Here is a 13,475-nt window from a genome sequence, read left to right on the forward strand (position 1 = left end):
CCCAGAACCGAGGAAGGCAATCCCCATGAGCGTCAAGGTCCGCATCCCCACCATCCTGCGCACGTACACCGGCGGCCAGGCCGAGGTCTCGGCCGAGGGCACCGTCCTCTCCGAGGTCATCGAGTCCCTGGAGAAGGACCACCCGGGCATCGCCGCGCGCGTGCTGGACGACCAGGGCAAGCTGCGCCGCTTCGTCAACGTGTACGTCAACGACGACGACGTCCGCTTCGAGGGCGGCCTCCAGGCGGCCACGCCGGACGGCGCCGGCGTCTCGATCATCCCCGCCGTCGCCGGCGGCTGCTGACCGTACGGCCGCTCGACGGCGCGCCACACCGAGGACATTGCCCCCTTCGCGTACGACGCGGAGGGGGCAATTCCGTAGGGTTGAGCGCGGTACAGTTGGGGAAGCCCCCTCCGCCGCTCGTGTCGAGCATGTGCGAGATCGCGCCGCGGCGCGACAAGAAACAGCCAAAGTCCGGATGCCCTCTGTGCCTTAAGTGGCCTTTGTCTGGCCCGACTTGCCCAAGATTCTCAGCAAATCCTCACGTTCGGGTGTTCCGGCGCGCTCAGAATTCCCGTCCGATTGACCTGTTGCAGAGGGCAGTTGGACAGATACATTCGGCCGCGGTCGAGGCGTTCCGGCGCACGCACCCTCTCCTGTCGGAGGGTGAGTTCTGACCCGGGTCCGCGAAGTGCGGTCCTGTGCAGGGGCCAGAAATAGGGGAGTTAGGCATGGCTCAGGGCACCGTCAAGTGGTTCAACGCGGAGAAGGGGTACGGCTTCATCGCGGTCGACGGTGGTGCGGATGTTTTCGTCCACTACAGCGCGATCCAGATGGACGGGTACCGCACCCTCGAAGAGGGTCAGCGAGTTGAATTCGAGATCTCGCAGGGCCAGAAGGGGCCGCAGGCGGACATGGTCAAGCTCGCCGTGGGCTGAGTTGGACGCGGTCGGCAACGATATTTCTTCACCACGCAGGGCCCGTCCCCCAGGGGGCGGGCCCTGCGTGGTTTCGCGTTTTCCGTGCAAGGAAGGCGTTCCGCGGGTCCGGAGGGCGTCCGGAGGCTGCCTCGGGCTTGTCCCCAGGACGAGGGGGACGCTTGCACTCGCAGGGGTCGAGTGCTAATCATTGGCGTTAGCACTCTCCAGGTGAGAGTGACAGAAACTTGGACCGGGCCGGTGAGGCCCGCAGGCGCGGCGGGGCAAGGAACCGCCGGGCACGCAGGCCGTCCGTCGCGGGCGCCACTCGGTCCGGAGCAATCCACCCCGTCCGGGAGGACCACTTCACATGGCCAAGATCATCGCGTTCGACGAGGAGGCACGGCGCGGTCTCGAGCGCGGGATGAACCAGCTCGCCGACGCCGTCAAGGTCACCCTCGGCCCCAAGGGCCGTAACGTCGTCCTCGAGAAGAAGTGGGGCGCGCCCACGATCACCAACGATGGTGTTTCCATCGCCAAGGAGATCGAGCTCGAGGACCCGTACGAGAAGATCGGTGCGGAGCTGGTCAAGGAGGTCGCCAAGAAGACGGACGACGTCGCCGGCGACGGTACGACCACCGCCACCGTTCTGGCCCAGGCGCTCGTCCGCGAGGGTCTGCGCAACGTCGCCGCCGGTGCCAACCCGATGGCCCTCAAGCGGGGCATCGAGAAGGCCGTCGAGGCCGTCTCCGCCGCTCTGCTGGAGCAGGCCAAGGACGTGGAGACCAAGGAGCAGATCGCTTCGACCGCCTCCATCTCCGCCGCCGACACCGAGATCGGCGCCAAGATCGCCGAGGCGATGGACAAGGTCGGCAAGGAAGGCGTCATCACCGTCGAGGAGTCCCAGACCTTCGGTCTGGAGCTGGAACTCACCGAGGGCATGCGCTTCGACAAGGGCTACATCTCGGCGTACTTCGCGACCGACATGGAGCGTATGGAGACGTCCTTCGACGACCCGTACATCCTCATCGTCAACTCGAAGATCTCCAACGTGAAGGACCTCCTTCCGCTGCTGGAGAAGGTCATGCAGTCGGGCAAGCCCCTGCTGATCATCGCCGAGGACGTCGAGGGCGAGGCCCTGTCGACCCTGGTCGTCAACAAGATCCGTGGCACCTTCAAGTCCGTCGCCGTCAAGGCTCCGGGCTTCGGTGACCGCCGCAAGGCCATGCTCGGTGACATCGCCATCCTCACCGGTGGCACGGTCATCTCCGAGGAGGTCGGCCTCAAGCTGGAGAACGCGGGTCTCGACCTGCTGGGCTCTGCGCGCAAGGTCGTCATCACCAAGGACGAGACCACGATCGTCGACGGTGCCGGCGAGAGCGAGCAGGTTCAGGGTCGCGTCAAGCAGATCCGTGCCGAGATCGAGAACTCCGACTCGGACTACGACCGCGAGAAGCTCCAGGAGCGGCTGGCGAAGCTGGCCGGCGGCGTGGCCGTCATCAAGGCCGGTGCCGCCACCGAGGTCGAGCTCAAGGAGCGCAAGCACCGCATCGAAGACGCGGTGCGCAACGCCAAGGCCGCCGTCGAGGAGGGCATCGTCGCCGGTGGTGGCGTGGCTCTGCTCCAGGCGTCCGCCGTCTTCGAGAAGCTCGACCTGACGGGCGACGAGGCCACTGGCGCCAACGCCGTCAAGCTCGCGCTGGAGGCCCCGCTCAAGCAGATCGCCGTGAACGGTGGTCTTGAGGGTGGCGTCGTCGTGGAGAAGGTCCGCAACCTGCCGATCGGTCACGGCCTCAACGCCGCGACTGGCGAGTACGTCGACATGATCGCCGAGGGCATCATCGACCCGGCGAAGGTCACGCGCTCCGCCCTGCAGAACGCCGCGTCCATCGCCGCGCTCTTCCTCACCACCGAGGCCGTCATCGCCGACAAGCCCGAGAAGGCCGGCGCGGCCGCCCCGGGTGGCATGCCGGGCGGTGACATGGACTTCTGATCCCCTTCCGGGATCGGTGGTTCCACCCCCGCAGCGTCCAGCTGTAGCTTCGGCCCCCAGGATTCGTCCTGGGGGCCGAAGTGTTTTCCGGGGGCGGGTCTGCTCCGCGCCCAGCGCCGACAGATGGCGGGTGAAGTCGTCAACGCGCCGCCCCAGCTCCCGGCGGTCCCGGTCGGACCAGTCGGCCGGCGCTCCGCCGAGCGCCTGGACCGGGGCGGTCGGCGCGGTCAGGAAGGCCCGGTCCGGCCTGGAACGGCCCGGGGCGGTCAGGGGCAGGTGACGACCTGGCCGGCCCAGGAGAGTCCGCCACCGAAGGCGAAGATCAGTACCGGTGTGCCGGAGGGCAGTTCGCCGCGTTCGGACAGCTTGGACAGGGCGAGGGGCACCGAGGCGGCGGAGGTGTTGCCGGATTCGACGACGTCGCGGGCGATGACGACGTCGTCGCGCAGGCCGAGTTGCCGGGTCAGGGACTCGATGATCCGCAGGTTGGCCTGGTGGGTGACGACCCCGCCCAGGTCGGCGGGGGTGATTCCGGCACGGAGGCAGGCTTCCCGGGCCACGGCGGGCAGTTCGGTGGTGGCCCAGCGGAAGACGGCCTGGCCCTCCTGCGCGAACCGCGGCTGCCACGCGCCCGCCAGTCGGACCGCCTGCGCGCGCGTGGGATCGGAGCCCCAGGTCACCGGTCCGATTCCGGCGTCACCCTGTTCGGCGGCGCTGATCACGGCGGCGCCCGCGCCGTCGCCCAGCAGGATGCAGGAGGAACGGTCCATCCAGTCGGTGACGTCCGACATCTTCTCGGCACCGATGACGAGCGCGTGCCGGGCGGCTCCGGCGCGCACGGTGTGGTCGGCGCAGGCGAGCGCGGTGCAGAAACCGGCGCAGCCGTTGTTGAGATCGAAGCAGACCGCCGAGGGAATGCCGAGGTGCGCGGCGACCTGGGCGGCGGTGGAGGGGCAGCGGTCGACGGCGGAGCAGGTCGCCACGGTGACCAGGCCGATGTCGGCGGGCTCCAGACCGGAGGCGGCCAGTGCCTTTCCGGCCGCTGCCGAGGCCAGGTCGGTGACGGACTCGCCGTCCCCGGCGATCCGCCGGGTGGCGATTCCCGTGCGCTGCCGTATCCAGGCGTCGTTGGTGTCGACCATGCCTTCCAGCTCGGTGTTGGTCAGCACGCGGGAGGGCTGGTAGTGCCCCAGGGCGGTGATGCGGGACCCGGACAAGGCTGTGCTCCTTCGGTCAGGCCGTGCGGCACCGGCCGGGTGGGTGGCCGGGTGGCGACTCCTCCGGAATATAGCAACCGACCGGTCGGAAGCTAAAGGGTTCGTGCGGGACTATGATCGGCTCCCATGAGCCCTCGGAACTCGGTCGTGGAGACCCGCCGCACCCGGCAGCGCATTCTGGAGCGCGGTCTGGTGATCGCCTCGGCGGACGGGCTCGGAGGGCTCACCATCGGGCGCCTGGCCACTGAACTGGCGATGAGCAAGGCCGGAGTGCTCGGCCACTTCGGCACGAAGGAGCGCCTGCAACTCGAGGTCCTGGACGCCGCGGCCGAGTTGTTCGCCCGGGAGGTGCCGGAGAAGGTACGGGACGTGGCCGTCGGCCTGGCGCGACTGCGGGCGCTGTGCGAGGCGTGGGTGTCGATGCTGGAGCGGAACGTACTGCCCGGCGGCTGTTTCTTCGCCGCGGCGGCCACCGAGTTCGACGGGCGCGAGGGCCCGGTGCGCGACTCCGTCGCGGGCCTGAGCGATCTGTGGCGCCGCGACCTGCGCCTTCACGTCCAGTGGGCGGTCAGGGCGGGAGAGCTGCCGGAGGACACGGACGCCGAGCAGATGGTCTTCGAACTCGTGGGCGTCATGCTCTCTCTCAACCACTTCCTCCAGCTCACTCGCGATCCGGCCGCTCCGGCCCGTGCCCGTCGCGCCCTGGGGCGGGTCCTGGGCGACTGACCGGCGCGTCGTGCTTCCCTCCGGCCCTGTCGGCCGGGATGGTCTCAGGGACCGTTCGTCGAGCCGACTGTTCCGGTCGGAAGTCCGGAAAGATTTCTCGTCCGGTGATGTCGAGAACCCGTGACCGGCTCCGTCCCCGTAGTGAACGCGCCCACGGACACGGACGCGGGGAACACGGACACGGACGCGAGGAACGCGACCACGGACGCGACCGTTCACACGGCCGCCGCAGCGAGGAGAGACACCATGGCGAAGTACCTGATGCTCAAGCACTACCGCGGTGCCCCGGCCCCGGCCAACGACGTGCCGATGGACCAGTGGACCCCGGAGGAGATCTCGGCCCACGTCCAGTACATGAACGACTTCGCGGCCCGGCTGGAGAAGACCGGAGAGTTCGTCGACGGGCAGGCGCTCGCCCCGCAGGGCGAGTGGGTCCGGTACGACGGGGAGGGGCGCCCGCCGGTCACCGACGGCCCGTTCGCGGAGACCAAGGACCTGATCGCGGGCTGGATGGTGATCGACGTCGACAGCCATGAGCGTGCGGTGGAGCTGGCCGGGGAGCTGTCGGCCGCACCCGGAAAGGGCGGCGAACCGATCCACGAGTGGCTGGAACTGCGCCCGTTCCTGGGCGCCCACCACCCCACTGTCACGGAGTGACCTCACCCATGGACGAGGCCCTGATCCGGAGCCTCACCCCGGGTGTCATCGCCGTCCTCGTCCGCCGCGGAGCCGATTTCGCGGCGGCCGAGGACGCCGTGCAGGAAGCCCTGATCCAGGCGGTACGCGTCTGGCCGGCCGACCCTCCGCAGGACGCGAAGGGCTGGCTGGTCACCGTGGCCTGGCGCAGGTTCCTCGACGCGACCCGGGCGGACCGCGCCCGCCGTCACCGCGAGGTCCGGGTGGACGAGGAACCGGCCGCCGGGCCCGCCCGCGCGGTGGACGACACCCTCCAGCTCTACTTCCTCTGCGCCCACCCCTCGCTGACCCCGGCGTCGGCGGTCGCGCTGACCCTGCGCGCGGTCGGGGGGCTCACCACGCGCCAGATCGCCCAGGCCTACCTGGTGCCAGAGGCGACGATGGCGCAGCGCGTCAGCCGGGCGAAGCGCACCGTCTCCGGGGTGCGGTTCGACCGGCCCGGCGACGTCGCAACGGTGCTGCGCGTCCTCTATCTGGTCTTCAACGAGGGGTACTCCGGCGATGTGGACCTCGCCGCCGAGGCGATCCGGCTCACCCGGCAGCTCGCGGTCCGTATCGACCACCCCGAGGTGTCCGGGCTGCTCGCCCTCATGCTGCTTCACCACGCCCGGCGGGCCGCCCGGACCGCGCCGGACGGCAGCCTGGTGCCGCTCGCCGAGCAGGATCGCGGCCGGTGGGACACCGCGTCGATCGCCGAGGGCATCGGGATGCTGACAGTGGCGCTCGCCCGCGACCGGCTGGGCGAGTACCAGGCACAGGCCGCCGTCGCGGCGCTGCACGCCGACGCGCAGACCGCCGGGGAGACCGACTGGCCGCAGATCGTGGAGTGGTACGACGAGTTGGCGCGGCTGACCGACAGCCCGGTCGTACGGCTGAACCGCGCGGTCGCGGTCGGGGAGGCGGACGGCCCGCGCGCGGGTCTGGCGGCGCTCGCGGCGCTGGACGCCTCGCTACCGCGCCATACCGCCGTGGCGGCGTACCTCCACGAACGCGACGGCGACCCGGTGACGGCCGCACGGCTGTACGCCGAGGCCGCGCACCGGGCGACCGACCTCGCCGAACGCGACCACCTGACCCGCCAGGCCGCCCGCCTCAACGCGCTCCGGGAACGACGACCGGATCGATGAAAGGGGCGGCGTGCTCAACTCGCTCCGGTCGGCGGGGTCGTACGGCCTTGGGCGCCCCGTCGTCGGACGGTCACCCCGGCCCGGCCCCGGGGGCGGTCCTGGCGGGGGACCATGTTCGCGCGGACCTGGGACACGCGGCTGCTCACGTCGTCGTGCGGGACCGTGCCGGGCGGGCCCACGAGGGGCATGAGGTCGCCCCGGCAGGGGCGGCAGAGGCCGTCGGGCATGGCGTCTCCAGGGCCGGGCGCCTTGCACTCGCGGCACTCGGCGGCGTACCGGCCGGACGGCGCGGGCGGGGGCGGCGGCGCGGTGGTGCGGACCGGGGGCATCTTGTCCGTCAGGCGGCGGCGGACGAGGGAGGCCGCGTGGTGGACGGCGGTCGGCAGGCCGGAGGTGAGCGCGTGGAGCAACTCGTTCTCGTCGGCGCCGCGTTCGAACCACTCGGTGACCTGCGGTTCGAGCATCGCGCAGTCGGCGGCCGACAGCGACAGCGCCGGGTTGGCCCGGCCGAGCGCCGCGAGCAGGATGAACGCCCGGGAGCGCGTGGGGCGTCGGGTCTCCGGCGGTACGTCTCCCCGCACGAACGCCTCCCACCAGTCGGCGTCGCGGGCGGTACGGGAGAAGTGCGTACGGGTCACCCAGAGCAGCTGGGTCTCGTTGGCGACGACGATGCCGTCCCGGTGCAGGTGCCCGGCGGCCTGGAGCCTCCGGAGCACCGTGCCCACCGCGCACTGGCCGTAGGGGAGGACCTTGGCGAGGGTCTTCACCGAGATGTCCGCGCCGTCCGGCAGTTGGTCGATGTACGCGGCGACGGCCGCCTCGCGCGGCGGCAGCTGGTCGAAATCGCGTGCGGTGGACGGCTTCTGGTTCGGGGCGGAACGCTTGCCGTACCCCGGATTGGACATCGGATGCGGGGTGCGGGGCAGGGAGCCGTGCGGGGGACAGGGGGCAGCACTAAGCTGGCTGGCAGCCATGGGGATCGCTTCTTTCGATCTTTTTGGTCAGGCCCCTGTCTGGTGTTACCAGCACCTGCAGGGGTCGACTCATGTGTGGTCTGAGTCGAGGCGAACGCTAGATCGTCGGCACCCTGCGTGGCAAGTCGGTAACGGATGGTCAACCCCGGGGAGTTAAAAGAACGCCCGAGGGTGACGCGGAGGCGGGCCGGACGTGCGGGCGGGATCACTCGCTCGGCGGGGAGCCGACGGCCTTGGCGTAGTGCCGATGACTGCTGCCGACTGCCGCCGGCCTTTCGCCAACGTCGGACGGCTCTCACGGCCAGGGTGGGTGGGTGGGGAAAGAGTCCCTCCACCCATTCCTATGAAAGAGCGCTCGGATCTGGCCGCTTGAGCTCCGGGCCGGTGCCGAGGTACCAAGGGGCGGGTAGCGAATGGTGATCAAGTGAGGGTCCGGGCGGAGTCTCTGTTCCCGAGGTGACCGGCACGCGGGGCTCGGTGTGGCGTCAGCGCTCGCACCACACCGAGCCCCCGCGTGTCGGATCAGGAGCCGTCGATCAGTTTCCGTACCTCGGGCGGGAGCCCTGAGTCGGAGTCGATGGCGACGAGCCTGGCCGTCTCCGGAGTGTCCCCGACGGCGATGGCGACCTCGGGAGAGACGCCGTCCACTCTGTAGGCGGTCTCCTTCGTGACCGCCGTATCGCTCTTGTCCTGTGCGCCGGTGTCGTCGCACGTCGGCGAGGTGGCGACGCCGAGCTTCTTCCCGGATGTGAATACCGCGTCCGGCACCTCCCGGTACGAGGTGTCCTGGAAGGTGTAGGCGGGGGCGGCGCAGTCGATCGCCGTGTCAACGGTCGTGCACGCGGCTACCGGTATCACCATGGCCCCCGCGATGATCAAGCCGGCGGATCGCCTGGTCCAGTTCATGTGTGTCCCCCTCGGTGGATGACAGAGAAGAGAAGTGCCTCCCCCTCTGCCGAGTGGCCTCGCCGACGCACAGCACGGAAATCAGGTCGTGCACGCGGTGAGGCTCTCGTGATTCCGCCCTTCGACGTCGGCACCTCGGATCAGGTTCCCTTTTCGCGCGCTTCTTGTGGATCGAGGTGGGATCTCGCCGCCCGGGGCGGTGGCGTTCGGTCGTCGCAGCCACCTCGGTCGTCGCAGCCACCTCGTGAAGAGTGCAGGTGGGCGCGGGTGGAGGGCGAGAAAATCCCGCCGCCCCCGGCGGCGCCCCGTGTTCTCATTGCAGGATGACGGAGATCGAATCAGGTTGCAGGATGACGGAAATCGAATCAGGGCTGGTGCGACGCTGGCTGCACGGCTGGACCACCGCACGCGGCCTGCCCGAAGCCGAGCCGGCCGGGCCGGCCGGGGACGCCCTGCGATCGGAGTGCGACCAACCCGGCCGCGAGGTCGAGGTGTTCGCCCTGCGCGCGGACGACGAACCCGAGTCCGTGGCACGGCTGGCCGCGACCGTCGCCGCCGCACGGAAGATCACCTGGCTCACCGTGCCCACCCTGCGCACCGCCGCGATCGAAACCATCGTCGAGGCGGCCGGGCTGGAGCTGCTCCACCGGCCCGAGTGGCTCATGGCGACCGATCTGAGCGAACACCCGAAGCACGCGGTCGCCGAGCCGTACCGGTGCGAGGTCCGCTCGGAGGGCCCCGTCACGGTCGTCACCCTCCACGACCCCTCGGGCGAGGTGGCGGCGCGCGGCACCATCGCCGTGGTCGGCGAGGACGCCGTCGCCGATCGCATCGAGACGAGCCTCGGGCACCGCCGACGCGGCCTGGGCCGGGCCGTGATGAGCGCCCTCGTGGAGGTCGCGGTGGCGCAGGGGGCCCGTACCGGCCTTCTCATCGCCAGCGAGGAGGGCCAGCGCCTCTACTCCTCCCTGGGCTGGCACTACAGCGCCGACGTCCTGATCGCCCGGGCGCCGGTGGCTCCCGCCGCCGGGTAGGACGTACGCGTCGGAGGCGGGCCACCGGGTCTCGGGTCTCGGGTCGTTGGCTCCGGGTCTCGGGTCTCGGGTCTCGGGTGCCGGGGCGCGAGTTGTCAGAGCCCGGCCTTGCCGGTGGACCAGTACGGCTTGGTGGTGACCGCGCGGCGCGGCAGTATCCGGCTGTCGACCAGGGCCGCGCGCTGGCGCTGGATGGACTGGGCGTGCCCCAGCAGCATCGCCCCGTCGAGCCGCGCGAACTCGCCCTCACCGGCCGCTCGTTCGAGCCAGAAGAACAAGGCGTCGCCCGGACCCTTGGTGATGGGCAGGAAGTGGTACCGGGGCCAGCGGGCCGCCAGGGCATCGACTGCGGGCTCCGGCACCTCGATGGCGACGAGCGATTGTTCGTCCACCCGGGCGTAGGCGTCGATGGTGCCGAGGGTGGAGCCGTCACCGAGGTAGAGGCGCCGGGCCCCGGTCTCGCGCAAGGGCCGGTGCCGGGCGGCCAGAATCACGGTCTCGGTACCGGCCCGCAGGCGGCTCACCCAAGTGGCGCCGGGACCCTGGGACTCGGTGCCGGCGAGGACGCCTATGCGCTCGGCCTCGGGGCCGCTGCCGCCGGGCTCCCCGCCGGTCTGCCCCTTCGCCTCGCCCACGGTCCGTACCGTGTAGCGGCGGCTCAGGGTGGGGGCGACCCGGAACTGGATCTCGTGTCCGGGCCGCCAGCCGCCGGGCGGGGCCGAGGCGTGCAAGGTGAGTTCGACGAAGCCGGGTGCGGGGTGCTGCACATCGAGTACCCGCGCTCGGCGCCCCATGGCGGATTCCGCGAGTTTGCCTATGAGGGCGGGCGCTTGGGGCATCGGAATCTCTTCTCGGGAGGGGCGGTGGGGCTTGACCGGTGGTACGGGAGGGCCGGTGGCACCGCCCTGTGACGTGTTCCGCCCTGGGGCGCGGGCGGTGCGGGACGAATCCCGGGTGCCGTGTGTGAGCTGACCTGCACAGTGTGCGGTTCGGGCCGCACGGTCACGGTGGGCGTCGTCATCTCGCGCGGGCTTCGTCGCGGCGGCGGTTCGAGATGACGAGCATCATCACCGGGAGGGTGGCGGCGGCGAAGCCGAGTCCCGGGGGCGGACTGACCTGGAAGGTGCAGCGGCCCCGAGGGGCGGCCGGACCCGCACGGCGGCAGACAGATCGGTGGAAGGCACGATGCCCAGGGTACGGGCGGTACCGCCCGGCCCTGCGCCGACTGCGATCGAACTGGCGGCGGTACGGAAGACGGTCCTGGTGCGCACCGAGCGCGCCCGGACCACTCTCGGCGAGGCCATGCGCGTCGCGCCGGGGGCAGCGTGTCCGGAGTTCGGAAGGGTTCGTCCGCAACGGCGGCGGGGCGGCCGGGAGTTGCTGGGTACGCTCGGGGAACGCGCGGCGGGGCCGATGCCCCTTCTTATGCCGGACTCGGTGACGTTGGCCTCCTTCGGGCTTCCGGCGTCGTCACGTCCCCAGGTCAGGAAGCGTGCTTCCCGCGCGTGCGGGGGATGGTCCCGGGTACAGGCCGGCGGTCTGGACCGTGCTGGAGTGCTCCCCGCGCGTGCGGGGATGTTCCCGCCCGGTTCGACGGGGTCAAGGCAAGCGTTTCCCGCCTGTGCGTACACCCCATGGCTCACCGGACCGCGTCCCGCTGCGGTTCTCGGTGTGAGGGGACGTCGAACCGGAGCAGGTGGAGGTCGACCGAGTACGTCTCCGGCTCAGCGACGGTGAGGCTGCACCGTGCCCGCCCCGCCCCGACTCGCCCCGCTCCGACTCGCCGGAGCTGAACGACCGCGCTCGATTCTGCCGTCGGCGGCCCTCGGGACGCGTACGCCCGCCCACTTCCGCAGGACCGCCGAAAGGGCCGCGTCATGACCGGCGCTACTCGAAGCCGCCACGGCGACCGTCGCCGTGCTGAGCGATCGCGCCGGTGTGTCGGCCGTAGGCGCGGGGCGTGTCGCCTCGTCCCGTTCGAGGGGGCCGATGACCCGGCGGGGGTGCGGGCGCCCGGCACGGAAGGCACCGAGCACCCGGGCGCACTCCCGCCGGGCCCTGCCCCCGTGACCGCCGGAGGCATGTGCGTACGTCGACCCGGGGCCGGTGCTGGGTCAGCCCAGTCCGCCGGTGGCCCGGATGTTCTGGCCGGTGATCCAGCGGCCCTCGTCGCCCGAGAGGAAGACGACCACGGCGGCGATGTCGGCGGGCGATCCGAGGCGTCCGAGCGGGGTCATGGTCGGGATGGTGGCCAGGGCTTCGGCCGGGTTGGTGCCCCGCAGCAGGTCGGTGTCGGTGGCGCCGGGGGAGACGGTGTTGACGGTGATCCCGCGCGCGCCCAGTTCGATCGCCGCCCCGACGGTGAGCTGTTCCAGGGCGCCCTTGCTGGCCAGGTAGGGCACGATGCCCGGGGCCGGGCGCAGGGTGTTGAGGGTGGAGATGTTGATGACCCGGCCGCCGTCCGGCATGTGCCGTGCCGCGTACCGCAGGGTGAGGAACGCGGCCTTGGTGTTCACCGCGAACGCCTGCTCGAAGACGTCTTCCTCGATCGCGGCGAGCGGCGTCGGCACGAAGCTCAGCGCCGCGTTGTTCACCAGGATGCCGACGCCGCCCGAAGACTGCTCCTCGGCCGCCTCCATCAGCTTCTCGGCCGCCCCGGACTCGGCCAGGTCAAGCTTCAACGCGCGTGCCTGGCCGCCGGCTTCCTCGACGGTACGGACGACCTCCTCGGCCGCCTCGGTGTTCTGCGCGTAGTTGAAGACGACCTCGGCGCCCTCCCGCGCGAGCCTTTCCACGATGCCTCGGCCGATCCCCCGGGATCCGCCCGTCACGACGGCGGTTCTGCCTTCCAGCGTTCCCATGGTGCTCCCCTGTCTTCCGCACACTCCGGACACTTCGGTTCAGCGCTCCGAAGGTACGGACGCCCCGCCCTCCGGGATCCGGCTCTCGCCGACAGCGAAATGCCGTGCGCGGAGCCCTTGGATCGTGTTGCGTACCCGACATGCGGAACCTCGGGCCCCGGAAGGGCGCCGGCACGCATGCGGGTGGGGCAGAGCAAGGCCGCAGAGACGGAAGAGGCTGCGGCCAGCGGCGAAGTGGCCCGCGTAGAGGCCCGGTTATGGCTTGCTCCCGGCGGTACGAGAAGCCGGGCGACGGGTGAAATTCACTCTTTAGTGTCATGTCTCGAAGGGGATTTCGCTTCGGTTCGACCAGATCTCCTCATCCAGGGAGAACGGCACGAGTACCGGCCACCCGTGCAGGGTCTCCGCCTCCTCCCGTGAGAGGGCATGGAATGACGCTGCGGGAGACCATCATCACCGAGCGCCTGGACGGTCCGGGCGCGCTGCGGGCGGCGAGGGAGTTCAGGCTGATCTACGCCGAGGCGTTCACCGAGCCGCCCTACGACGAGACCGAGGACGATGTCGACGCCGCATTCCGCCGCTTCCCCGTACTGACCCGTAAGCCCGGCTTCCGCGCCGTCCTGGCCCGCGCCGGGAGCGGTGTACCGATCGGCATGGCGTACGGGCACGTGCTCGGGCCCGACGCCGTGTGGTGGGACGAGCTGACCGAACCCGTCCCCGGCGACATGCGGCGCGAGGACGGGCACCGCACCTTCGGGCTCCTGGAACTCGCCGTGCGGGGGCCGTGGCGCGGACGGGGCGTCGCGCGGAGGCTGCACACGGCGCTGCTCGACGGCCTACGGGTCGAGCGAGTGCTCCTGAACGTCAACCCGGCGAGCGGGACAGCCTCGGCCGTCTACCGGAAGTGGGGCTACCGGAAGGTCGGCGAAGCGCGTCCCGGGGGCGCCGGGGCGGAGCTCCATCATGTGATGCTGTTCGACCGTAAGGGCGCGGGGACGCTCCCGGAGTGATCGGCCCGGACGC

13 protein-coding genes are annotated in these 13,475 nt (G+C 70.9%); 8 read left to right on the top strand and 5 right to left on the bottom strand.

The genetic code is table 11. The features are described from left to right. The first annotated feature begins 25 nt into the window (after positions 1–25). From OHT52_RS16720 to groL, 3 genes are all read left to right on the top strand, one after another. Positions 26–304, top strand: a complete 279-nt coding sequence (locus tag OHT52_RS16720; protein WP_266705881.1) for a MoaD/ThiS family protein — start codon at positions 26–28, stop codon at positions 302–304. Between the two features lie 428 nt (positions 305–732). Continuing rightward, the gene (locus tag OHT52_RS16725; protein WP_003967346.1) at positions 733–939 is read left to right on the top strand and encodes a cold-shock protein; all 207 of its coding nucleotides are present in this window, start codon (positions 733–735) and stop codon (positions 937–939) included. A 349-nt stretch (positions 940–1,288) separates the two neighbouring features. Further along, the gene (gene groL, locus OHT52_RS16730; RefSeq protein ID WP_328721018.1) at positions 1,289–2,911 is read left to right on the top strand and encodes a chaperonin GroEL; all 1,623 of its coding nucleotides are present in this window, start codon (positions 1,289–1,291) and stop codon (positions 2,909–2,911) included. A 266-nt stretch (positions 2,912–3,177) separates the two neighbouring features. On the opposite strand, the gene OHT52_RS16735 is transcribed toward groL, so the two are convergent. Then, positions 3,178–4,128, bottom strand: a complete 951-nt coding sequence (locus OHT52_RS16735; protein WP_328721019.1) for a beta-ketoacyl-ACP synthase III — start codon at positions 4,126–4,128, stop codon at positions 3,178–3,180. 126 nt (positions 4,129–4,254) lie between these two features. On the opposite strand from OHT52_RS16735, the gene OHT52_RS16740 reads away from it, so the two are divergent. The 3 genes from OHT52_RS16740 (at position 4,255) to OHT52_RS16750 (ending at position 6,677) form a co-directional block, all read left to right on the top strand. Further along, a complete protein-coding gene (locus OHT52_RS16740; protein ID WP_328721020.1) occupies positions 4,255–4,854 on the top strand; it encodes a TetR/AcrR family transcriptional regulator in 600 nt (199 codons plus the stop codon). 246 nt (positions 4,855–5,100) lie between these two features. Continuing rightward, the gene (locus OHT52_RS16745) at positions 5,101–5,511 is read left to right on the top strand and encodes a YciI family protein (RefSeq protein ID WP_328721021.1); all 411 of its coding nucleotides are present in this window, start codon (positions 5,101–5,103) and stop codon (positions 5,509–5,511) included. Between the two features lie 8 nt (positions 5,512–5,519). Next, positions 5,520–6,677: an RNA polymerase sigma factor gene (locus OHT52_RS16750; RefSeq protein ID WP_328723770.1), complete on the top strand. Its 1,158-nt coding sequence runs from the start codon at positions 5,520–5,522 to the stop codon at positions 6,675–6,677. A 14-nt stretch (positions 6,678–6,691) separates the two neighbouring features. Here OHT52_RS16750 and OHT52_RS16755 read toward each other — a convergent pair whose 3' ends face one another. After that, positions 6,692–7,582, bottom strand: a complete 891-nt coding sequence (locus OHT52_RS16755) for a hypothetical protein (protein WP_328721022.1) — start codon at positions 7,580–7,582, stop codon at positions 6,692–6,694. Positions 7,583–8,173: 591 nt separating this feature from the next. After that, on the bottom strand, positions 8,174–8,557 hold the full coding sequence (locus OHT52_RS16760) for a DUF6281 family protein (protein ID WP_328721023.1): 384 nt from the start codon (positions 8,555–8,557) through the stop codon (positions 8,174–8,176). A 350-nt stretch (positions 8,558–8,907) separates the two neighbouring features. Between OHT52_RS16760 and OHT52_RS16765 the strand changes: the two genes are divergently transcribed. Continuing rightward, the gene (locus OHT52_RS16765) at positions 8,908–9,591 is read left to right on the top strand and encodes a GNAT family N-acetyltransferase (protein ID WP_328721024.1); all 684 of its coding nucleotides are present in this window, start codon (positions 8,908–8,910) and stop codon (positions 9,589–9,591) included. 95 nt (positions 9,592–9,686) lie between these two features. Here the strand turns inward: OHT52_RS16765 and OHT52_RS16770 are convergent, their stop codons facing one another. Beyond that, complete coding sequence (locus OHT52_RS16770; RefSeq protein WP_328721025.1) at positions 9,687–10,430, bottom strand: hypothetical protein; 744 nt, start codon at positions 10,428–10,430, stop codon at positions 9,687–9,689. A 1,275-nt stretch (positions 10,431–11,705) separates the two neighbouring features. Then, positions 11,706–12,452 carry an SDR family oxidoreductase gene (locus OHT52_RS16775; RefSeq protein ID WP_328721026.1) on the bottom strand — a complete coding sequence of 249 codons (747 nt, stop codon included), beginning with the start codon at positions 12,450–12,452 and terminating at the stop codon, positions 11,706–11,708. Between the two features lie 431 nt (positions 12,453–12,883). Between OHT52_RS16775 and OHT52_RS16780 the strand changes: the two genes are divergently transcribed. After that, a complete protein-coding gene (locus OHT52_RS16780) occupies positions 12,884–13,462 on the top strand; it encodes a GNAT family N-acetyltransferase (RefSeq protein WP_328721027.1) in 579 nt (192 codons plus the stop codon). Positions 13,463–13,475: the final 13 nt, after the last annotated feature.

Origin of the sequence: Streptomyces sp. NBC_00247, assembly GCF_036188265.1 — a bacterium.
Lineage (GTDB): Bacteria > Actinomycetota > Actinomycetes > Streptomycetales > Streptomycetaceae > Streptomyces.